Here is a 20,406-nt window from a genome sequence, read left to right as displayed (position 1 = left end):
CAGCCGAACGCGGATTCGTCGACGCGGCCGTGGGAGCCGCTCACCTGCGAGGCGTCCAGCGAGACGAGCCCCTCGTCGCCAAAGAACAGCTCGCAGGGGTCGAAGCCGGGCTTCGCGTGGATGTCCATCTCGGTCGCGTACGGCGGCGCGTTCGCGCGGTCGTTCCACCAGTAGTACTGGAACCAAGCGTCCGGCTCCGCCACGAGGACGAGGTCGCCCGCATTCGGGTGGTCGATCCCGCACTCGGCCTTCCGCGAGTCGTCGAGCACCGCGTCGATCCCCTCGTTCCCCGCAAGCGCATCGCGCGCGGCGTCGACCGCTCCCTTGTCGGCGTAGACATGTGCTATCTGGTGGTCGACCATCGCGAACGCGTCCGAGTCGGCGATGTCGGCGTCGCCCTCCGCGTCCGTCTCGAGCAGCCCGGCCGCTCGGAGCGCGCGGTTGGGGAATATCGGTCGATCCACCTCGTGAAACCCGTACTCGCTGACGAGGGTGAGAACCGTCTCGTCCCAGCGGTCCGTGTCGGCGCAGTCGGCGAGGAACGTCTCGAGGAGGTCGTCGACGGTTTCGAGTGCCGCCCCGAAGGCGTCGCTGCCGGGGCCGTCGCTCTGGCCGGCGTAATCCAGGTGGGGGACGTAGATCCACAGCAGGTCGGGATCGAACCGATCGATCGCTTCGCTCGCGGCCGCGAGGATCCAGCGGCTTCCCTCCTCGTTCGCACCGGGCCCCCAGTAGTTGTGCAACGGGAAGTGCCCCAGTTCCTCCCGAAGGTCGTCGTAGAAGCCGTCGGGGTTCGTCCAGCAGTTCATCTCGAGGATGTCGTTGTTCTCGTCCTCGATCGGCGAGGGCGTAACGGCCACGTCGGCGCTCGTCCCGATCAGGTGCTGGAAGTTCAGGACGCCGGTGGTCAGTCCCGCCTCGTCGCTCGCAGTTTCCCAGATCCGGTCCCGACCGCCGCGGTCGCGCTCCCAGAACTCGGCGGTTTCGCGCTCGCGGTCGTACTCGCCGCTCGAGACATCGCCGTGCTCGCTGGGATCGCACCCGGTCGCGAGGGTGGTCTGAGCCGGAACCGTGACCGCGGGAAACGGTGGTCTGAGGTCAGTCACGCGTTCGCTCGGGAAGTGCGACTCGAACGTCGGCGTTCGGTCGGCGTCGATGTGCTGGGGCTGGAGGCCGACGACGTCGAGGACGATCGTTCGGCCGGCAGTCCGGGCCGTCTCGGGAATCGTGGGTGCGGTCATGGTATCTCAGGGGCGTGTCGGGATGCAATGGAATCGGTACGTCTCAACGATGCTCCTCGGCGTAGTCGTACAGTCGATCCAACTGCCGGGAGAAGTCGTGTTCGTCGACGCCGATGGGGGCCTTGAAGAACGAGGCGAGCTGGGGCTGGAGCCCGCCGTCGCCGCGCTCGTCGGCGTGGGAGAGCAACCGCACCAGATCGAGCACCAGCGGCGCGGCCAGCGCGGAGTCCGACCCTTCCCAGGTGAACTGCATTTTCATCTCCGTCTCGAGGAAGCCCTCGAAGTGGATGTAGTCCCAGGCCGTCTTCCAGTCGGCCAGGGAGGGCGTGTAGTCGATCCGGACCCGATTGTGACCGATATCGGGGAGAATCGAGTCGAGCACGTCGCCCTTGCTCGAGAGTTTGCCGGCGGCGTTCGCCTCGTCCTCGAGGACGAGGCCGTCCGTGTTGCCGAGGATATTGTGGCCCTCCCAGCTCAGAACCCGTAGATTTCGGCCGGCGAACATGGGCGCCAGCGCGGACTTGACGAGCGTCTCGCCGGTCTTCGCGTCGCGTCCCACGTGCGGGACCTCGTTTTCGGCCGCGAGTTTGCGGATTCCCCCGAGCGTGTTGGCCGTACTCGGCGTGAAGTTGACGAACGGATGCCCGCTTGATATCGCGGCGTAGGCGTAGAGGACACTGGCAGGAAGGTCGCGGTCGTCCTCGTCGATCGCCCGCTCGAGCGCGTCGCGCGTGTCGTATCGCTCCGGCTCCGCCAGTTCGGGTTCCGTCGAGGCGACGTTGACGACGACGAGCCGCTCGAGGTCGTGGCTATCGCGGAACGTCTCGTAGTCGTCTCGGATCTGGTCGATGACGTCCCGGATGGACAGCGTTTCGGCGAGCTGTTCGCTGTCCTCGGAGACTGCGGCACCGCAGTTGACCGCGGTGCCGACCTCGATCCGCTCGTCGATCGCGACCAGGTCGTCTCGAACCGTCTCGAGCGTGTCGGCGTCAGGAACGCCGTTCCGATCGCACTGGCGTTCGGCCTGCGCGACGAGCGACTCCGGTTCGATGTCGTGCCCGCCGAAGATGAATCCCTCGACGGGCGGCAGCTCGAGGCTCGAGACCGGATCGCGCTCGGTGACCATCCCGGTGGTGTTGGTCGCTCCCCTGGCGATTGCCCGGGCGCCAACGATCGACATCGTCGCGACGTTCCCCCGCGCGCCGACGAGCCAGACGCCCGTTCGGTCCGTGTCGTCGACCGCTGGTTCTATCCCGTGGCTCATCGGGTCTCGTCCCCTCCCGATGGCCGCTCGATCCGGACTGCCGACGCGTGCTCACCCATCCCCGTCCCGGGACCGATCCACAGCGAGTTCGTCACTGCCGTCGCTCGTTCGATCAGGTTCATTCTCGCGGACGTGGGGGCCGAACGGCTTTCGTTATGACTCGCGTAGCGGGAGTAATACGGTTTTGCCCGCTCGTAACACCGTATTCCGACGGCGAGAGCTTTCGATTCGCCGTCATCAACCTCGGGTTTGGTAAGCGAACGATCAGTGGCACCAAACCGTTTCGTCGTCGGACTGGCCGTATGCGGATTATCGATCCTCACATGCACATGGTATCGCGCTCGGCCGACGACTATCGACGAGCGCGACGAGCGGGTATCGAGTGCTGTATCGAGCCCGCGTTCTGGAGCGGCCAGGACAAACACCACGCGGGCGCCTTCTTCGACTACTTCGAGCAGATCATCGAGCACGAGACCGACCGCGCCGAGCGGGCCGCCGGGATGGACCACTACGTGACGATCGGCCTCGAGCCGAAGGAAGCGAACTACCGCGAGATGGCCGAGGAAGTGGTCGACCGGATCCCGGAGTACCTCGAGCGTGAATCAGTCGTCGGCGTCGGCGAGATCGGCTTCGATCAGGTGACCGACGACGAGCAGTGGGCGTTCCGCCGCCAGCTCGAGATCGCGGAAGAGCGCGAACTCCCCGTCATCGTTCACACGCCCCACACGGACAAGCCGTCGGGCACCGAGCGAATCGTCGAGATCATCGAGGAGATGGGCGTCACGCAGGAGCGGATCATCATCGATCACAACACGGAGAATACGATCGATATCTCGACGCGGACGGACTGCTGGATCGGCTTCACGCTCTATCCGGGCAAGATCGAGACCGAGTCGGCGATCGACCTGCTCGAGGAGTACGGCACCGACAACATGATCTTCAATAGCGCCGCGGACTGGGACCCCTCGGACCCGCTCGCGGTGCCAAAGGCCCGCGACCAAATGCTTGACAGGGGCTGGGACCGCGAGGAGGTCCGCAAGGTCGTCTTCGAGAACCCATACGAGTTCTTCGACCAGTCGCCGAACTTCGACTACGAGGCCTGAGATGCGCTTTGGCTTCTCCACTAACGCCTTCCGGGAGTACCAACTCGAGGATGCGATCGAAGCCATCGCCGACGCGGGCTACGACGGCGTCGAACTGCTGCTCGACGAGCCCCACCTCTATCCGCCAAACGCCACCGACGAGGAGCGCGAGCGCGTCGAGGACGTCCTCGATCGGCACGGAATCGCGATCAGCAACGCCAACGCGTTCATGCTGACCGCGATCGAGGGCTTTCACCATCCTTCCTACATCGAACCCGACGAGGAATATCGTCAGAAGCGGATCGACTATACCCTCGCGGCGCTCGAGACCGCGGCCGACCTCGGCCACGACTATATCTCGATCGAACCCGGCGGGCCGATTCCCGACGGCAAATCGCGCGAGTGGGCGATGGACACCTTCGTCGACAGCCTCGAGCAAGTCATCCCGACGGCCGAGGCAGTCGGCGTCGACCTCCTCGTCGAACCCGAACCCGACCTGCTGATCGAGACCGGCGAGGAGTTCCTCGAACTGCTCGAGCGGATCGACTCCCCGTGCGTGAAATGTAACTTCGACGCCGGCCACTTTTACTCGGTCGGCGAAGATCCGGCCGAACTGGTCGAGCCGCTCTGGGAGCACACGAGCCACTACCACCTCGAGGACATCCCGGCCGACCGGACCCACGAACACACCCAACTCGGCGACGGCGCGATGGACATCGACGCCTTCCTCGGCGAACTCGAGGACCGGGGCTACGACGGCTTCGTCACCGTCGAACTCTACCCCTACGAGGAGACGCCGATCGAGACCGCGCGGGAGGCGATAGCGTACCTCGAGGAACGCGGGTGGACCTAGGGTGGCCGGCGGGGTATCGTCGGATCGGAACGGGAACGCAGAAGTGGACGCAGACGCGGAGGCGAATGCAATAGACGGCGAAAGCGAAACCGAGCGAAGCCTGCGGGCGACCCTCGGGACGTTCGCCGAACTGGTCCGCGTACCCAACCTCTTCACCGCGCCGCCGGACGTAATTCTCGGAGCTTCGCTCGTGGCCGTTACTGGCGACGGTTTCTCCCCAGCCGCTGTCGCCGGACTCGCGATCGGTTCCGTCTGCCTCTACGCCGGGGGAACGACGCTCAACGACGCATTTGACGCGCCTATCGACGCTCGAGACCGACCCGAACGTCCGATTCCCTCTGGTCGTGTGTCCCGACGCGCCGCGTTCGGGCTCGGATTCGCGCTGCTGTTCGTCGCCGTTGGGATCGCATTCGTCGTTGCCGGCAGCCCCGCTGCCGTCGCCGCGGGACTGATCGCCGTCGCGATCGTCGCCTACGACGGCTTCCTGAAGGGATCCGCCGCCGGCTTCCTCGCGATGGGTGCGACGCGCGGGCTAAACGTCGTGCTGGGCACGACCGTGGCCGGGAGCGCGGTGCTCGAGTCCCCGCTCCGACTGCTCGTCGTTCCCTCGGTCGTCACCGGCTACATCGCCGCCGTCACGTTCATGGCGGCTCGAGAGACCGAGGGCGGCAACCGGGGTGCAGTCGCAGTTGCTGCTGCGGGTGCGATTGCAGCGGTGCTCGCCGCGGGCTGGTTCCTCGTGAGTGGGAGTCCGACCGCGCTCGAGGCGATAATCGGGATCGCGTTCGCCGTCGCCTTCTGCTGGTGGGTTGGGCGTCCCCTGCGAGCCGCGTCCGCCGATCCGGTACCGAGTACCGTCGGGCCGGCGGTCGGGGCGTGCGTCCTCGGGCTCGTGTTGCTCGACGCAGCCTTCGCCACTGCGGCCGGGGTTCGCTGGGGACTCGCTGCCGGCATCTTTCTCGTTCCGGCGGTGGGCCTCTCGCGCGTCTTCGACGTGACGTGACTGCCCACATGTGGTGGTGCGCTGTGACGTTGCGATGGTGCGCGTTGTGACGTTGCGATGGTGCGCGTTGTGACGTTGCGGTGGCGCGCGCTGTGACGCGGCGAACTGCGAGGTCTGAACGAAGTGACGGCCTCGGTATTGTGAGCGGTGACCATAGGGAACCGCGAACCAACGGTGAGCCGCGGATCGAACTTGTGCGAGGTCTTCGCGAACATCGTGAGCGAACGGCTCGGAAGACGCGTATGCGTCTTCCGGTGGATGAGCGAGCGACCGTAGAGAGCGAGCGGGCCGACGACCGACCCGAAGGGGAGGGAGGAGTGCTTTTAATCAACATTTTGCCGAGCGACCGAGCGCCAGCGAGGGAGCGCAGAGCAAAATGTTGGCAGGTATAGTGAACAGATCAGCTTCGTTTGTTTCATAGCACTCCGCGAGTAACATGACGGTAAGTACAGACGAAGACGTTACCGAAGCGGCCATATTCATCTCTGATAGCTGCCAAAAATAGCGTGATAATAAGAGGGTAGATTCAGTAAGGAGGGTTCGTTTCTTCCAGTTCCGCTGCGCAAAATTTCCCGTTGAGTAGGTTAACAGACTGATATTACTGGATTTACAAAGCGAATTTAGGCCTCCCGAAAATATCTGTCCCCTGAAAGGTTTAAGATTGTCGAGCGACTACCATCCATGTGATGAGTTCCCAAGAGACGACCGTCCGTCAAGAGGCCGGCACCGTCGACGAAAACGCGCTCCGGCTCGATCAGGACAAAGCCGAACAGATCGTCGAGGCACTGAACTCCGAACTGGCGAACTCGTACGTCCTCTACCACCAGCTCAAGAAGCATCACTGGGTCGTCGAGGGTGCCGAGTTCCTGTCGCTGCACGAGTTCCTCGAGGAGGCCTACGAACACGTCGAAGAGGGTGCCGACGAGATCGCCGAGCGCGCGCAGGCCCTGGGCGGCGTCCCCGTCTCGGGCCCAGCAAATCTCGAGGAGCGCGCGACCGTCGAGTTCGAGGGCGAAGACGTCTACGACGTCCGCACGATGTTCGAGAACGATCTCGAGATGTACGGCGAGATCATCGAGTCGATGCGCGGCAGCATCGAACTCGCCGAGAACCTCGGTGACCCCGCGACCGGCGAGATGCTGCGCGAGATCCTCGTCGACCTCGAAGAAGACGGTCACCACTTCGAACACTACCTCGAAGACGACACGCTCGTCCTCGAGAGTGCGCTTCACTGAACGGGTAACCTGAATGGCACTCAAACAAGGCCAGCTCGTTCGGGAGCCCGATACGGGCGAGCGCCGTCAAGAATGGGGTACCATCGCGGAGAACGCACTCCGGGTCGACCGCGCCGACGCCCGGGTAATCATTGACGCCCTGAGCGTCGACCACGCAGGATCGTTCAACCTGTTCTACCTGATCCGCAAGCATTACTGGACCGCTGCAGGTGCCGAACACGAGGAGGTCGCTACCTTCCTCGAGGATGCGTATAAACGAGTTCGCAAGGTTAACGACGACCTCGCAATTCGTATCGTCGAACTGGGTGGGATTCCCCCGAACACACCGCCGACACTTCAGGAGCGGGCCGAAGTCCCCCTCGAGGCCGAGGATCTCTACGACCTTCGTGCCTCCTTGGAGGGTGATCTCGAGGGATATGCAATCCTGATAGTCAGTATGCGTGAACATATCGCGCTTGCAGAAGAGAAGGCCGACCCGGGCACGGCTGAACTGCTCCGAGAACACCTCGAAGACCTCGAAGATGACGCCCACGCCATCGAGCGATTACTCGAAGATGAGACGCTCGTTCGAGCGGAGATGCTGAAGGAACGATGATGAGTACACCACATCTCCGGAGCCATGACCAATCACGTGTCCGTCAGGAATGGGATGCGGTAGCCGACAATGGGCTCCATCTCGAACAGGACGTCGCTAAAGAGCTGGTCACGGCCTTGAACAGCGAAGTGTCGGGACTGTATATCCTCTTCAATCAGGTACGAAAGCATTACTGGCTCGTCGAGGGGACCGAATTAAAGCCGATCGGTGACTTCCTTGAGGATGCTGCCGACCGGCTCACGGAAATGACTGATGACATCGCCATTCGGATCAGCGCGCTCGGCGGTGTTCCGGCCTGTGGGCCGATGGGCATACGCCAACACGCGCCGATATTCATCGAAGAAGCCCATCACTACGATATTCGCTCATCGCTCGAGCGTGACCTCAACGGGTACGCGACGCTCGCGGTGCAGTGGCGTGAACATATCGAACTGGCGGACCAGCTCGGCGATGCGGCGACGAGCGAACTCCTACGCCGCCATCTGAAGACACTCGAAGAGGACGCGTACGTCCTCGATCGATACCTTGCCGACGATACGCTCGTTCTGCGCGACGCGACCGGGTGAATCGTTTCGGGGGCAGCCCTCATGGAATTCGCTTTAGTAGCCAGTATACCGTTCCCGCCGATACTCGGGAATGAGGTCACCGATGGTTGGTTCGACATGCGAAAGAACACGTCCCGATTGAGACGGTGTTATGTGACCGTGAATTCGACTCGATGAGCGTCTTTTAGGCGCTCTCGAACCGCCATATGAGCTACCTCATTTCAAAACGGATCGCGGTTCTCGCTCTCGACGGTCGCTCACGGCTCGCTCCGCTCACCGTTCGAATCCACGCGGTTCTCGCTCACTCTGTTCGCTCACGGCTCGCTTCGCTCTCCGTTCGCGTCCTCGCGGTTCTCGCTCACTGTGTTCGCTCCGAACCGCGCCGCTCCGAACCGCGCTTCGAGTGTGACGGGCCAACGAATTAGTGCTCATCCGGTGTACGAACCCCAGATCGATGGTCGAACTCGCTTTCTCGACGAACGCGTACACCCGTCACTCGCTCCCCGAAGCCGTCCGCCGAATCGACGATCACGGCTACGCCGGCGTCGAACTGCTCGGCGACGATCCCCACGCCTACTTCCCCGACTTCGAGGACGCCGATCGCGACGCGCTGCTCGAGGCCCTCTCAGACACCGATCTCGCCGTCTCGAATATCAACGCGAACACGGCGATGGGCTACTACGACGACGCGCCGCCGTCGGCCTTTTTCGAGCCGAGCGTGATCCGCGCGGACGACGAGGCTCGCGAGTGGCGCGTCGAGTACACGAAGCGGGCGCTCGACCTCGCCGAGACGGTCGACTCGCCGGCGGTCTGTCTGGCGACCGGCCGTCCCCTTCCGGGAACGACGCCCGAGGAGGCCCGCGACTACCTCCGCGAGTCGCTCCACGAGATCCTCGACTACGCCGAGGCCCGCGATATCGAGGTCGGCATCGAGTTCGAACCCGAACTGCTGATCGAGAACACCGAGGAGGTGCTCGAGTTGATCGACGAGATGGGGCGGGACTCGCTGGGCGTCAACCTCGACGTCGGCCACGCGGCCGTCTACGGCGAGGACGTGGCCGAAAGCGTCCGCGCCAGCGCAGGCTCCATCACGGGCGTCCATCTCGAGGACATCGTCGGCGGCCGCCGCGGAAAGCACTATCACCGGATCCCCGGCGACGGCGACCTCGACTTTCGGGCGGTTTTCGACGCCCTCGAGGACATCGGCTACGACGGGTTCGCCACGCTCGAGCTCTACACCTATCCCGACGAGCCCGACCGCGCGGCGCGGGAGGCGTTCGAGGCGCTCGCGGAGTACGTGTAACGAGCCCGTCTCACCGGGGCCATCCACCGGCCCGATCACCTCTCGAGCGCGCCGCCTTCTCAATCCTTTTTATCCCCTGCGACTATTCATCGACTATGAAATTCGTCCGATTCCGCGACCCGGCCGGTGCGGTTCGCCGCGGCGAGTACGAGAACGGAACCGTTCACTTCGCGAACGAGAGCTACAGCCTCGATAGCGACGAGATCGACGTTCTGCCGCCGTCGGAGCCCTCGAAGGTCGTCTGTATCGGGAAGAACTACGCCGACCACGCTGACGAGATGGGGTCGGCACTGCCAGATCGACCGATGCTCTTCCTGAAACCGCCGAACGCGCTCGCGGCTCACGGGGACACCGTCACGCTGCCCGCGGGCAAGGATCGAATCGATCACGAGGCGGAACTCGGCGTCGTCATCGGCGAGCAGTGTCGCCACGTCCCCGAAGCCGACGCGATGGACGTCGTCGAGGGCGTTACCTGCGTCAACGACCTCTCGAACCGCGACGACCAGAACCAGGAACAGAACTGGATCCGCGGCAAGGCCTTCGACGGTGCGGCGCCGATGGGTCCCGTCCTCGCGACCCCCGACGAAGTCCCCGCGGACGCCGCCGTCCGAACTCGCGTCAACGGCGAAACGAAGCAGGACGGCTCCCGCGAGCAACTCATCTTCTCGATCCCCGAACTGATCGCCGAGATCACGACCTATCTCACCCTCGAGCCCGGCGACGTGATCGCGACCGGCACGCCCGAGGGCGTCGGCCCGCTCGCTGACGGCGACGAGATCGAGATCGAAGTCGAGGGCGTCGGCACGCTCGAGCACTCAGTCCGCATCCCCTGATCGCTACGCCGTTCCCGGTGTCCGCTCTCAGCCCGTTCTCGATCCGCGATCGATCCGAGTCGACCGGAGTGGAACGCTTTTCGGCCCGCTCGAGAAACGGTCCCGCATGACCGTCCGATTCGACGCGGTGACCGTCGACTGGTTCGGCCTCGCGACCGTCCGACTCGAGGGCCAAACCGGCGCAGTCGTCTATCTGGATCCCGGCCCCGAAGAATACGGCGTGCTGGACGGCCTCGAGCCCCGCGACGGCGACCTGATTCTCGTCTCCCACGACCACCACTACGATCCCGACTCGATTCGACGCGTCGCCCGCGAGGACGCGCTCGTCGTCGTTCACGAGTCGATCGACGCGAACGAGATCGACCGCGTCGACGAGGGGCCCGAAGACCTGGCGCTCGAGGTCGAACGCGTCGCCGCCGACGAGTCGTTCGTGCTCGGCCCGCTCGACCTGTTCACGACGCCGGCGTACAACGATCCGGACGGTCCACACACCGACGAAAACGGGGTGCCGTCCCATCCCGAGGGGCAGGGCTGTGGCTTCGGCGTCACCGTCGACGGCGTCACCGCGTTCTGGCCCGGTGACACCGACGTCCTCCCGGTTCACGAGGACGTTCCGGTCGATCTCTTGCTCCCGCCGATCGGCGGCACGGTTACGATGGATCGGCGCGAGGCGGCGGCGCTGGCCGACCGGCTCGAGCCGGACCTCGTGCTCCCGGTTCACTACGATACCTTCTCGATGATCGAAACCGACGCGGACGCGTTCGTCGTCGACGTCGCGCGCCGCGGCGTTCCGGTCGTCCTCGACGAGTGACGGCCGGCAGCTCGGCGCTGTCAGTCAGACGCCGACGCGTGACCAGGCGAACACCGCGATGACGACGAGTACCAGCACGCCGAACGCGATCCACTGCCCGAAATTGGTGTCGGCGATCGGTGCGAAGACGTCGACGACACCGGTTCCCTGCAGGAGCCCCAGTGCCAGGACGAGGACGGCCATGATCGAGATCAGGCCGATTGTGACCCCCTCTTTCATCATCCACGCGGTCTCGTCGGCCTCCTGCGCACCGGAGGTCGTCGGTTCGTCTATCGCCTCCTCGTCCGGATCGCTGTGCATCGGCCGTTCGCTGTCTTTGTCGTCCGCCATATCACTGATCCTAGACGGTGACAAGTCGTGCGGACGGGAACAGGTTGCACCTGCAGACACAGGGCATCACCGAAGATTCGGTTCAGATACCGTCGAAATAAGCGTCAGAATAGCGTCTCGAGACGAATTTCGAGATACTTCGGTTCGAAGCGCCCTAGAGGACGCCCATATCGCCCAACCGCTCGGGCAGATACGTATCCGTCACGAAGTCCAGCCCGTGAGACGCCAGCGATTGCTGTTCGGACTTCTTCCCGATATCGAGTTGCAACTCGATCTGTTCCGTCCAGTAGTCGGTCTTGAAGCGCGGATCCTCGAGTTCGCTCTCGAGAGCGTTGATGTCCGAATCCGAGAGCGGATCGGTCGGCAGTTCGTATTCGACGATGTCGCTGGGCTGGATGCCGATGAAGTCAGCCTCGGGGGTCGCGAGGTACTCCGAGAGGTGGGCGGACTTGATCGAGCCGTAGGCGACGGAGCCGTAGATGCGGTACGACCAGGGGTCGCCGTCAGTGAACACCACCACGGGGAGGCCGAGTTCGTCGTGGAAGCGCTTCGTCAGTCGACGCGTGGCGCGCGCGGGCTGGCCCCCGAGGTGGACGACGATGGCGTTGTACTCCTCGTCGAAGCCGTTCTCGACGAGCCGGTCGCGCATGCCGCCGGTCTCCACGCAGAGGACGAAATCGGCATCGTGGTCGAGGAACTCGATCGTATCGGGGTTGTTCGGGACCTGATACCCGCCTTGCCCCACGTCGAGCTGACAGTGGATATCGCGGTCGCCGCGGTTCGTTTGCTCGCGGATGTGGAGCGGCCCCATCACCTTCGCCCCCGATTCTTCGGGGCGCATGTGGAAATCCTCGCGGGTGACTCCCGAGACGATTTCGAGGTCCTCGATCATACCGTTCGACTCGTCCTGGCTCGTGAACTGGGCCTCGTCGTTGTCCCAGCTCTCCGAGAGGTAGTAGAGTTCACGCAGGGTCGACGAGCGGTCTTCCTCGAGTTGCTCGGACAGGAACTCGATGGTGTAGATCGCCTTCAGGAGCTTGCGCGCGCCGCGGACGGAGTTCGCAGACCGGGTCGATTCGCGGTCGCCGTAGACCCAGACGGACATCTCCTCGTCGTACTCGATGTTGTTCTTCGTCCGCGTCGGCACGGACATGTGGGGGATCTCGCCCAGTTCGAACTGGTCGTAGAACTGCGCCGCGAGATCGATTAACTGCTCCCGTGCCTGCTGATTGTCGTCCGTGCTCATTGTTTTACCGTCAGCTTCTCGCTCTCGACGCCTTTGACATCCAGATCAAACGTCGCGTCGTCCGGTACTTCGTACTCGAGTGCCGCCTCGTCGTCGCTCGAGACCTCGGGTTCCCACGTGACGAACCACTCGCCGTCCATCTCGACGACGGTCGCACCGTCGGAGAGGCTCGTCGGCTCGGCCGAGACGATGTCGGTGACCTCCAGCGACTCGTTCGTACTCGAGTTGTTCTCGACGACGACGGAGACGGCCGTTCCGTCGCCGTTTTCCTCAACCTGACGTTCGACGAGGATGTTGTTCATGATGCGCGCGATGGCGTCGTCGATGTCCGGCTCATCGCGGCCGGTGACTTCGGCGACCTTCTCGGCCATCTCGGGGAGAATCTTTCCGAGGACGTTCTGTTTCTTCCGACGCTTTTGCATCGACCGGCGCTTGTTGAGGAAGCTCTTGAGCTCCCGGGCCGCTTCCCGAATAGCGAGTTCGATCTCGTCCTCGATTTCGGGAACGTTCGCGACGGCGTCTTTCGATTCGCTGGTGAAGGGGACGTTCGTCGAGGCGACGTGGACCATGATTACGACCGGTCCGTTGGGCAGGCCGGAGCCGCCGGGCTGGTCGAGACCGTAGTTGCGCCAGCCGATCGACTTGACGACGTCCGTCGTCGCACAGGCACCGCGCTGATAGACCAGCGGGACCCGGTTCGCAAAGCGCATGACCTGCCCGGTTCCGTCGGCCTCGAGCTCGCCGCCGTAGGCGATCCCCGCTTCGACGATGAACGGGTCCCCGCCGGAGACGCCGGCGTCCCGCGTCGCGGACGAATAAAACTCGGCGTCGAACTCCTTCTCGAGGCCGGCGGTGATGAGATCCTCCGAGATGGGCGCGAGACACCGCGTCGGCGGCGCCATGATGTCGGTCGCGCGCATCGCGTCGACGAGGTTGCTGGTGGCGTCGCGGTCGCCGTTCAGTTCGCGAACCAGCGGCGGCTCGTCCGGGACGGTCGCCATGACGCTCCAGATGGCCTCGATGACGTTCTCGCGTGCCGTCTCGCCGAAGGAGACGTCGTCGTACTCCTCGGTGAGATCCGCGGCTCGATCGACGTGCGCTCGGAGTCGCTTGTGAGTGAGCCGGTGGCGAGCGTTCTCGTCCGCGCGTTCGTCCTCGAACTTGGCCGCGAGTCGGTCGGCGAAGGCGTGGATCACCTCGTCGTCCTTGCGGGTGCTCGTCGCGTCGTCCGCGAGGTCGTACAGATCCGCGACCAGCCGCGACTCGCCGTCGGACCCGGTCCCGTCCTCGCCGTCCCCTGCGCCTGCTGCCGTCTCACCGTCCGCTTCCACGGCGTCGATCAGCTCGAGCCAGACGGCCTCGACGGCGTTCTCGCGGACGGTGTCGCCGAACGTCGTTCCGTGATCGTCCTCGACCGCGTCGGCGGCCGATTCGACGGCCGCGACCAGCTCGTAGTGGGCGATCCGCTCGGAATCAGCGACTGTATCGACGATCGTATCGGCGAACGCAGCCGTCGCGTCGTGGCCCTTGTTCGCGGTCGCGTCCTCGACCGCGGTGCGGAGGTCGACGGGTTCGTGAGAAGCGGGTGGCCGCCAGCGCATCTCGCGGCCGTAGTGGCGGTCCCGGAACTCGTCGATGACCGACTCCGCGGTCTTCTTCCCGACGCGGGTGAACTCCTCCTGGAGGAATCCCGAGACCGTCTGGGAGTCCGTCGCCGTCAGCATCTTCATCACGGTGCCGAGCTCGACCCCGTGGGGGTGCGGACGGATCTCCTCGGTCTCCTCGGGAAGCTGGTCGGTCGCGCGCTCGAACTTGAAGTGTTCCTGCGGTTCGCGCAGCTCGAGGCGGGCGTGGGGGTTGACGACCGCCGTGTGCTTGATGTAGTCGTGGAGCTGCTGACGGGCGCGCATGTTGGCCTCCATCTCGAGTTCGATGCGCGTCCCGTGAGGTCGGTCCCAGGTGGTCGTCCCCTCGACGCTGATCTCGGGCTCGTTCTCGTCGGTATCGATGATGAGCTCGAAGTACTCGGCCTCGCTCGATCCCTGGGTTCGGCTGGTGATCTTCGCGGGCTTCCCGCTCGTCAGTTGGGCGTAGAGAACGGCGGCAGAGATTCCGATCCCCTGCTGACCGCGGGATTGTTCGCGTGCGTGAAAGCGAGAGCCGTAGAGGAGCTTCCCGAAGACCTTCGGCAGCGTTTCTTTCGTGAGTCCCGGACCGTTGTCCTCGACGATCAGGCGGTAGTAGTCGCCGGCTTCCTGAATTTCGACGTAGATATCCGGGAGAATACCCGACTCCTCGGCGGCGTCCAGGGCGTTGTCGACGGCCTCCTTGACGGCCGTGACGAGGCCTCGAGCGCCGCTGTCGAAGCCGAGCATGTGCTTGTTCTTCTCGAAGAACTCGGCGATGGAGATCGACTGCTGGCTCTCGGCCAGCTCCTCGGCGATCCCCGGCTCGTCACCGAGTGTCGACTGTAACGACGTCATCGTTGTCTCTTACTAACGGGGAGGCTAAAAGATGTGTGCTACCGGAGTGAAAGTGAACCCGTTGCAGTGATGACAACCGATTCGACGCGTCCGAGGAACTGGCTCCCGATTAGTACCGGGGTATCGAAGCCGAACGCACTCGATCTCGTCGACCGGTACGGGACGACTCACTGATCGTGACCGGGAGCGTCGGCGTGGTCGTGCGAGTGGTCATGCTCGTGCCCGTGAGAGTGACCATGCTCGTGGTCATGAGAGTGGCCATGGTCGCGAGTGACCTCGTCGCCGAGCGTGAACTGCCCGGAGAACGCGCGCTGAACGACCTCGGAGAGCGCGGGGTGAATGTGAACCGATTCCCGGATGTCGTGGACCGTCCCTGAGCCGGCGGTCATCGCGACGACGACCTCTTGGATCAGGTCCGACGCGTCGGGACCGATGATGTGACAGCCGAGGATTTCGCCCTCGAGGTCGATGATGGGCTTGACGAACCCCTCGGCCTTCATCGCGCTGCCGCGGGCCGTCTCCTCGTAGCGGTAGGTGCGTTTCGCGTACTCCCGGTCTGCAGCGCGTAGCTCCTGTTCGGTCAGCCCGACGCCGGCGACCTCCGGCGAGGCGAAGACGGCGAAGGGCATCGCCGAGTAGTCGACCGGCTCGAGGCCATCGCCGAACAGATTGCGCGCGACGGTCTGTGCCTCGTGGTTTGCGTTGTGTTTCAGCAGGTACTCGCCGACGATATCGCCGAGCGCCCAGACGCCGTCGGCGGTCGTCCGGAGGTATTCGTCCGTCTCTACGAACCCCGCCTGATCGGTTTCGATACCGGCGGCCTCGACGTTCAACGTATCGGTGTTCGGAACGCGACCGGCCGCGACGAGCAGTTCGTCGCCGGTGACGGAGATGGGGTCGTCCGGACTCGCGACACTGCCGCGAGCGTCGGCGAACGGACGCGCCTCGACGGTGATCGAGTCGTCGTCTCCGGAGACGGCGGTCGCTTCGTAGCCGGTGTACACGTCGAACCGGTCGGCGTAGCGTTCGGTGAACTCGGCGGCCACCTCCTCGTCGGCGTCGGGGAGCAACTCCGGCCGCCGACCGATGATCGACACGTCGCTGCCGAACGTCCCGAAGAACCGGGCCAGTTCCGCAGCGATGTAGCCGCCGCCGACGATGACGAGGTGATCCGGCGGGGTTTCCAACTGGAGTGCCTCGGTACTGATGAGATAGTCGACGGTATCGATGCCGTCGATCGGCGGAATCGCCGGCCGCGTGCCAGCCGCCACGAGGACGGTGTCCGCGGAGAGGCGTCCGCCGTCGTACTCTCCGCCAACGAGCTCGAGCGTTCGATCGTCGACGAACCGGCCCTCCGCCTCGTACAGCTCGTGGCGGTCGGACGAACTGAGACCGCGCCGGATCGAGTCCGAACTGCCGTGGACGTCCTCGGTGACCTCCCGGACGATGTCGGCGAACCGAACGTCGTTCACCGCGGCGTCGATCTTGAACTCGCCGGCGCGCTCGATCGTCTCCACGACGTCGGCGTGGTACAGCAGCATCTTCGACGGGATACAGCCGCGATTGAGGCAGGTGCCGCCGAGTCGCCCCTTCTCGACGACCGCGACCGACCGTCCCTGGTCCGCAGCCACGTTCGCCACGTCGAGGCCGGAGCCGGAACCGATGACGAGAAAGTCGTACTCCTCCATACTAGATCGGGTGATTGCGAACGCAATGAATCTCGGCCCTGCTCACAATGACTCTCGCTCCTGCTCGGACGGACTCCTGTCAGTCAGTTCCGGCGCACCCGCGGACCGCCATGTGGGTGCGCCAGGGCCCAGTTACGGCGGGCCGTCTCACTCCTCGAGCGGCGGCCACTCCCACGCGTCGGCTTCGACCACGGCGAGCAAGCGACGGCGGCGGTCGGTCAGCTCCGCGAGGGACTCGGCGAACTCCTCGTCCGAGACGGTCGGAATGTCGTCCTCCCGGAGACGACCGAGGTCAGGCGAACGGGGGACCGCCGCCTCGGGTTCGATGAACGACTCGTCGAGCGTCTCGAGGTAACTCCGGGCGCTCGAGCGGCCGTTTGCGATGATCGCGGGATCGAGGCTCTGCTCGTCCGGAATCCCGTACCGAAAGAGCATGAGCGCTTCGTCGAGGATTGGGACGGCGACGGCGGAGGCTTGCTCGCCGTCTTCGCTGTGGTAATAGTGCAAAATCGGATAGGATTTGTGCTGTTCGGCGAGCAGGCTCAGTTCCGACGCGAGCGACTCGACGGTCAGCTCGAGGCCCTGAAAGTCCTCGCCGGTCCAGCCCGTTCGGACGAGCGCTTCGCTTCGGCCACCCAGTCCAATGACGGTACTGGCGAAGGAGCGTTTGTCGGAGACGGCCCCGAGAACGGTGAGGACGTACGAGACGCCGAGCGTGACGAACGCCATGCCGGAGGCCGTCGTGAACGCGCTGGCGATCTCCCAGACGTCGCCGAGGGGCGTGTAATCGCCGTTCCCGTCCGTGAACATCGTGTAGGCGACGTAGTAGAACCGGCCCGACCAGTCTGCCACGGCCCCGGTTCGCGTGCTGACGAGGGCGTGGGGGTGGCTGGCGAAGATGAGCGTCCAGCCGAGCCAGATGAGTCCGATCCACATCGCGAGCGTGACGGTGAGGATTATCGGCCCGGCGAGGCTGAGGGTCCTGTTGTGATCCCGCGTTACGATTCGGAGACCGCGCCAGACGACGGTCGTCAGGTGACCGGAAATCGGACCGGAGCCCCCGTCGACCCAGAGGGTCGTCCAGAGGATGTCCACGATCGCACCGGCGAGGATGACGAGCCCGGCGACGAGGTAGAACGGATTCATTCCGCGACTGCCCGCTGCTCGACGACGCCCGCCAGCACCTGCGCGATTGCCGCGTTGGTTTCGGGGCTGTAGTGGCCACCTTCTCCGCGTTCGACGTACAGCGACTCGACGTCGCCGTCGTCGGGCGAGAGATGCGTGGCCATGTCGATCGTCCGCAGTTCGTCGTAGCGCTCGTCGAGTCGATCCAGCAGGTCGCCGTAGATCGGCCCGTGTTCGGACTCGTATTTCGCGTAGCGGAGCTGCTGAACCATCACGAAGGTCGGTTCGAAGTCCTGCTCGTCCGCATAGTCGACGAACTCCTGAATGAGCGCGTCGAACAGGGCCTCGTGGGTGTCGAACAACCGCTCATGGTACCGCACGCGGGGCTGCTCGAGCCGCAGTGCCGACTGGGTCTGGGCCAGATCGAAGTCGACCCCCGGAATCGACCGGCCGAGACGGCGCTCGAGTTCCTTCCCGGCCGTGTAGCCGGCGTACCGGAGGTGTTCGTTCTTCTCGAGGAAGTCCGCCGTGTACGGCCGCGTCGCGAAGTGGGGCTTGAACCAGTGGTCGTAGTGAAAGTCGTACTCCCGGAGGAAGTCGGCCTTCGACTCGAGGTCGAGCAACTCCTCCTTCTCGTCGACGGGACTCTCGACGCGCTCGAGTTCGCCGTCCTCGAGGACGTAGCGGGGTTTGACCGCGAGGATGTTGCCGAACTCCTGATAGTGTTTCCAGACGCTGAGAATGCGCGCGATCGATGAGGCGGTGACGACCATGAAGACGTGGTCGGTCGGGTCGTCGGGATACTGACGCTTGAGCCGCATGAGCGCCTGATCGAGGCCGTAGTTGCCGCCGCCGTAGTTGGCGACTTGGGCGTCGAGTTCCTGTGCGAGATAGTTCTGAAAGGTCTCATCGTTGTCGACCTCCCGGCAGAAACAGTAGGAGTCACCGTAGGTCGAAACCGTGAGGTCGGCGTTGGGATCGCGTTCCTTCGCGGGACAGACCCGACTCGCGTACTCGTCGGTCGAGTACGTGACCGTGGTCCGGACCTCCTCGCCCGGGAGGTGATCGCCCGTGTCCTTCTGTTTCTCCCGGTCGGGCTGGGGCACCCACCCGAGTTCGGGATCGAAGCTACTGAACTTCCCCAGTAACTCTCGATCTATCTCGGGGAACTCCTCGGTGGCCACCGAGGGGATCCGTTCGAGCGCTCGGTACGACACGACCTCGAGAATCACCGCGCCGACGACGAGAGCGAGCACTATCGCGACGAGCGGAAGCATCGGATCACTGTATCAGAACGAGGGATAAGTGGATTTTGCCGGAATGTGCCACAGTCACCGACGCTCACAGCAACACGACCGCGATATCGGACTGGTGATCTGACTGGTGAGAGATTACGTCGCCGTTCTGCGCACGTCGACCGCCCGACGCCGATCACGGCTCGCATAGGCGCTGTACGATCCGATACCGAACGCGAGCAACACGACAAGGATGTCCGTCCAGAAGCCGAGACCACTCGCGGTTTCGGCGATCCCCGATCCGCTCCCGAGCAGGAACGGTGATGCGACGAGCCACAGGCCGAGGAGTGCGACGAGGGACGCGACGCCGATGCTTCCGAACTCCTCGTTCGACCGGCGGTAGTAGTTGTACGCACCGGCGACGAGCAGGATCGCACCGACGAAGCTGTCGTTCCAGAACTGGGTCGCGCCGAGCTCGAGGACGAGGGCCTGAACGAGTAACGCAAGCCCGAGCAGTCCGACGATCCCCGAAAGCCGTTTTCCCCGTTCGTCCGGGTTCGGTCTGTACGGGGTCCTGTCACCGCCGGTCAGTCCCTCGCTCCCGCGGTTGTCGTCCTCGCTGTCGCCGTCGTCCCGCCACGGGGTTTCGGGATTTTCCGTACCGTCGTACTCGCTCATGACTCGAGATCCGCCGCTCGACGCGAAGAGCACGCTGCCCGTGTGTGCAGGGTCCGGGGCGGGACTGCCGAGTCCAGCCCGAAGGAACCATCACCGAACGACCGTCACGGGCACCGGCGAGTGTCTCACGACGACCTCGGCGACGCTGCCCAGCAGAATCCGCGTGACGCCGGAGCGGCCGTGGCTGCCGATGACGACGTGATCGACGGGGTCGCGTTCGGCGTACTCGAGAATCTCCTGGGCCGGTGTGCCCATTCGCGTCCGCGTTTCGACGTCGACGCCGCGATCGTCGGCGATGGCCTCGGCCGCGGCCAACTGGTCGGCGGCGTCGTCCAGCAGCGCTCGCGCGTCGTCGCTCATCTCGGCGTCGTCCGCGATATTCGGAATGTACGGCAACGAGGTCGTATCGACGACGGCCAGCGCGACGAACTCGCCGTCGGGAAACAGATCGAACGCGTACTCGAGGGCATCGCGAGCGGGTTCGGAGTCGTCGAACGGGACGAAGATCCGCGGTGGCATGGGGATACGTCGACATCGACGCGCGTCGCCTTCAGTCTGGTTCCGTTCGATAGAGTCTTATTCCGTCTGACCTGCCGGCCCGCCGCTCACACACTCACAGGGCGAGATAGGGACCGACGCCCAGCAGGACAACTCCCAGTGCGACCTTCAGCTTCTCGGGATCGATGGCGTGGGCGACTCGCCACCCGACGACGACGCCGAACAGGAGCGGCGTGCCGATGACGACCGCGAGCGGCACGAGGACGTTCCCCTGCAGGAAGTAGCCCGACGCCGCGAACGTCGCGATGAAGATCGACTGGACCTGCGCGACGGCGACGGCCAGCAGCATCGGCACGCC

The 20,406-nt window shown here is 64.5% G+C and carries 21 protein-coding genes; 9 read left to right on the top strand and 12 right to left on the bottom strand.

The window, feature by feature from the left end; genetic code table 11:
* From PGX04_RS19850 to PGX04_RS19840, 3 genes are all read right to left on the bottom strand, one after another.
* Positions 1 to 1,241 (bottom strand): alkaline phosphatase family protein (locus PGX04_RS19850; protein WP_273740098.1); only part of this gene is annotated, 1,241 nt, incomplete at its 3' end.
* 43 nt (positions 1,242 to 1,284) lie between these two features.
* The gene (locus PGX04_RS19845) at positions 1,285 to 2,505 is read right to left on the bottom strand and encodes an inositol-3-phosphate synthase (protein WP_273740097.1); all 1,221 of its coding nucleotides are present in this window, start codon (positions 2,503 to 2,505) and stop codon (positions 1,285 to 1,287) included.
* Positions 2,502 to 2,627, bottom strand: coding sequence for a hypothetical protein (locus tag PGX04_RS19840; RefSeq protein ID WP_273740096.1), 126 nt, complete (start codon positions 2,625 to 2,627; stop codon positions 2,502 to 2,504). The genes PGX04_RS19845 and PGX04_RS19840 overlap by 4 nt, the downstream gene beginning before the upstream one ends.
* Before the next feature lie 180 nt (positions 2,628 to 2,807).
* Between PGX04_RS19840 and PGX04_RS19835 the strand changes: the two genes are divergently transcribed.
* The 9 genes from PGX04_RS19835 (at position 2,808) to PGX04_RS19795 (ending at position 10,765) form a co-directional block, all read left to right on the top strand.
* On the top strand, positions 2,808 to 3,608 hold the full coding sequence (locus tag PGX04_RS19835) for a TatD family hydrolase (protein WP_273740095.1): 801 nt from the start codon (positions 2,808 to 2,810) through the stop codon (positions 3,606 to 3,608).
* A 1-nt stretch (position 3,609) separates the two neighbouring features.
* Positions 3,610 to 4,440 (top strand): sugar phosphate isomerase/epimerase family protein, encoded by an 831-nt coding sequence (locus PGX04_RS19830; protein ID WP_273740094.1) that lies wholly within the window; start codon positions 3,610 to 3,612, stop codon positions 4,438 to 4,440.
* A gap of 43 nt (positions 4,441 to 4,483) precedes the next feature.
* Complete coding sequence (locus tag PGX04_RS19825; RefSeq protein ID WP_377043106.1) at positions 4,484 to 5,443, top strand: UbiA family prenyltransferase; 960 nt, start codon at positions 4,484 to 4,486, stop codon at positions 5,441 to 5,443.
* A 686-nt stretch (positions 5,444 to 6,129) separates the two neighbouring features.
* Positions 6,130 to 6,678: a DNA starvation/stationary phase protection protein DpsA gene (gene dpsA / locus PGX04_RS19820; RefSeq protein ID WP_273740092.1), complete on the top strand. Its 549-nt coding sequence runs from the start codon at positions 6,130 to 6,132 to the stop codon at positions 6,676 to 6,678.
* A 13-nt stretch (positions 6,679 to 6,691) separates the two neighbouring features.
* On the top strand, positions 6,692 to 7,273 hold the full coding sequence (gene dpsA / locus PGX04_RS19815; protein WP_273740091.1) for a DNA starvation/stationary phase protection protein DpsA: 582 nt from the start codon (positions 6,692 to 6,694) through the stop codon (positions 7,271 to 7,273).
* Complete coding sequence (dpsA, locus tag PGX04_RS19810; RefSeq protein WP_377043102.1) at positions 7,270 to 7,839, top strand: DNA starvation/stationary phase protection protein DpsA; 570 nt, start codon at positions 7,270 to 7,272, stop codon at positions 7,837 to 7,839. The genes dpsA (PGX04_RS19815) and dpsA (PGX04_RS19810) overlap by 4 nt, the downstream gene beginning before the upstream one ends.
* Before the next feature lie 433 nt (positions 7,840 to 8,272).
* Positions 8,273 to 9,121: a sugar phosphate isomerase/epimerase family protein gene (locus PGX04_RS19805; protein ID WP_273740089.1), complete on the top strand. Its 849-nt coding sequence runs from the start codon at positions 8,273 to 8,275 to the stop codon at positions 9,119 to 9,121.
* 95 nt (positions 9,122 to 9,216) lie between these two features.
* Positions 9,217 to 9,954, top strand: a complete 738-nt coding sequence (locus tag PGX04_RS19800; protein ID WP_273740088.1) for a fumarylacetoacetate hydrolase family protein — start codon at positions 9,217 to 9,219, stop codon at positions 9,952 to 9,954.
* A gap of 106 nt (positions 9,955 to 10,060) precedes the next feature.
* The gene (locus PGX04_RS19795; protein WP_273740087.1) at positions 10,061 to 10,765 is read left to right on the top strand and encodes an MBL fold metallo-hydrolase; all 705 of its coding nucleotides are present in this window, start codon (positions 10,061 to 10,063) and stop codon (positions 10,763 to 10,765) included.
* Between the two features lie 24 nt (positions 10,766 to 10,789).
* Here PGX04_RS19795 and PGX04_RS19790 read toward each other — a convergent pair whose 3' ends face one another.
* The 9 genes from PGX04_RS19790 to PGX04_RS19750 all read right to left on the bottom strand — a co-directional run.
* On the bottom strand, positions 10,790 to 11,095 hold the full coding sequence (locus PGX04_RS19790) for a hypothetical protein (RefSeq protein WP_273740086.1): 306 nt from the start codon (positions 11,093 to 11,095) through the stop codon (positions 10,790 to 10,792).
* Between the two features lie 154 nt (positions 11,096 to 11,249).
* Complete coding sequence (locus tag PGX04_RS19785; RefSeq protein ID WP_273740085.1) at positions 11,250 to 12,341, bottom strand: DNA topoisomerase IV subunit A; 1,092 nt, start codon at positions 12,339 to 12,341, stop codon at positions 11,250 to 11,252.
* Positions 12,338 to 14,824 carry a DNA topoisomerase VI subunit B gene (locus PGX04_RS19780; protein ID WP_273740084.1) on the bottom strand — a complete coding sequence of 829 codons (2,487 nt, stop codon included), beginning with the start codon at positions 14,822 to 14,824 and terminating at the stop codon, positions 12,338 to 12,340. The genes PGX04_RS19785 and PGX04_RS19780 overlap by 4 nt, the downstream gene beginning before the upstream one ends.
* Positions 14,825 to 14,991: 167 nt before the next feature.
* Positions 14,992 to 16,512 carry a dihydrolipoyl dehydrogenase gene (locus PGX04_RS19775; protein ID WP_273740083.1) on the bottom strand — a complete coding sequence of 507 codons (1,521 nt, stop codon included), beginning with the start codon at positions 16,510 to 16,512 and terminating at the stop codon, positions 14,992 to 14,994.
* Positions 16,513 to 16,659: 147 nt separating this feature from the next.
* On the bottom strand, positions 16,660 to 17,658 hold the full coding sequence (locus tag PGX04_RS19770) for a potassium channel family protein (protein WP_273740082.1): 999 nt from the start codon (positions 17,656 to 17,658) through the stop codon (positions 16,660 to 16,662).
* The gene (locus PGX04_RS19765; RefSeq protein ID WP_273740081.1) at positions 17,655 to 18,914 is read right to left on the bottom strand and encodes a hypothetical protein; all 1,260 of its coding nucleotides are present in this window, start codon (positions 18,912 to 18,914) and stop codon (positions 17,655 to 17,657) included. The genes PGX04_RS19770 and PGX04_RS19765 overlap by 4 nt, the downstream gene beginning before the upstream one ends.
* A gap of 114 nt (positions 18,915 to 19,028) precedes the next feature.
* Entirely contained in the window at positions 19,029 to 19,550 is a 522-nt protein-coding gene (locus tag PGX04_RS19760; protein WP_273740080.1) for an SPW repeat domain-containing protein, read from the bottom strand.
* Between the two features lie 90 nt (positions 19,551 to 19,640).
* Positions 19,641 to 20,069, bottom strand: a complete 429-nt coding sequence (locus PGX04_RS19755; RefSeq protein ID WP_273740079.1) for a universal stress protein — start codon at positions 20,067 to 20,069, stop codon at positions 19,641 to 19,643.
* A gap of 94 nt (positions 20,070 to 20,163) precedes the next feature.
* Positions 20,164 to 20,406, bottom strand: a 243-nt coding sequence (locus tag PGX04_RS19750; protein ID WP_273740078.1) for a TSUP family transporter, incomplete at its 5' end; no start/stop codon positions are given.

It is taken from the genome of Natrinema soli, from assembly GCF_028618695.1.
The sequence above is the reverse complement of the archived record's forward strand: the minus strand, read 5'-3'. Positions and strand labels throughout refer to the sequence as shown.

Excerpts from the sequence above, each read along its gene's own strand:
- PGX04_RS19800 (WP_273740088.1), top strand. The coding sequence starts at position 9,217 with ATGAAATTCGTCCGATTCCGCGACCCGGCCGGTGCGGTTCGCCGCGGC.
- PGX04_RS19775 (WP_273740083.1), bottom strand. The coding sequence starts at position 16,512 with ATGGAGGAGTACGACTTTCTCGTCATCGGTTCCGGCTCCGGCCTCGAC.
- PGX04_RS19795 (WP_273740087.1), top strand. The coding sequence starts at position 10,061 with ATGACCGTCCGATTCGACGCGGTGACCGTCGACTGGTTCGGCCTCGCG.
- dpsA (WP_273740091.1), top strand. The coding sequence starts at position 6,692 with ATGGCACTCAAACAAGGCCAGCTCGTTCGGGAGCCCGATACGGGCGAG.
- PGX04_RS19755 (WP_273740079.1), bottom strand. The coding sequence starts at position 20,069 with ATGCCACCGCGGATCTTCGTCCCGTTCGACGACTCCGAACCCGCTCGC.
- PGX04_RS19765 (WP_273740081.1), bottom strand. The coding sequence starts at position 18,914 with ATGCTTCCGCTCGTCGCGATAGTGCTCGCTCTCGTCGTCGGCGCGGTG.
- PGX04_RS19780 (WP_273740084.1), bottom strand. The coding sequence starts at position 14,824 with ATGACGTCGTTACAGTCGACACTCGGTGACGAGCCGGGGATCGCCGAG.
- PGX04_RS19845 (WP_273740097.1), bottom strand. The coding sequence starts at position 2,505 with ATGAGCCACGGGATAGAACCAGCGGTCGACGACACGGACCGAACGGGC.
- dpsA (WP_377043102.1), top strand. The coding sequence starts at position 7,270 with ATGATGAGTACACCACATCTCCGGAGCCATGACCAATCACGTGTCCGT.
- PGX04_RS19805 (WP_273740089.1), top strand. The coding sequence starts at position 8,273 with ATGGTCGAACTCGCTTTCTCGACGAACGCGTACACCCGTCACTCGCTC.
- PGX04_RS19790 (WP_273740086.1), bottom strand. The coding sequence starts at position 11,095 with ATGGCGGACGACAAAGACAGCGAACGGCCGATGCACAGCGATCCGGAC.
- dpsA (WP_273740092.1), top strand. The coding sequence starts at position 6,130 with ATGAGTTCCCAAGAGACGACCGTCCGTCAAGAGGCCGGCACCGTCGAC.
- PGX04_RS19785 (WP_273740085.1), bottom strand. The coding sequence starts at position 12,341 with ATGAGCACGGACGACAATCAGCAGGCACGGGAGCAGTTAATCGATCTC.
- PGX04_RS19760 (WP_273740080.1), bottom strand. The coding sequence starts at position 19,550 with ATGAGCGAGTACGACGGTACGGAAAATCCCGAAACCCCGTGGCGGGAC.
- PGX04_RS19770 (WP_273740082.1), bottom strand. The coding sequence starts at position 17,658 with ATGAATCCGTTCTACCTCGTCGCCGGGCTCGTCATCCTCGCCGGTGCG.
- PGX04_RS19840 (WP_273740096.1), bottom strand. The coding sequence starts at position 2,627 with ATGAACCTGATCGAACGAGCGACGGCAGTGACGAACTCGCTGTGGATC.
- PGX04_RS19830 (WP_273740094.1), top strand. The coding sequence starts at position 3,610 with ATGCGCTTTGGCTTCTCCACTAACGCCTTCCGGGAGTACCAACTCGAG.
- PGX04_RS19835 (WP_273740095.1), top strand. The coding sequence starts at position 2,808 with ATGCGGATTATCGATCCTCACATGCACATGGTATCGCGCTCGGCCGAC.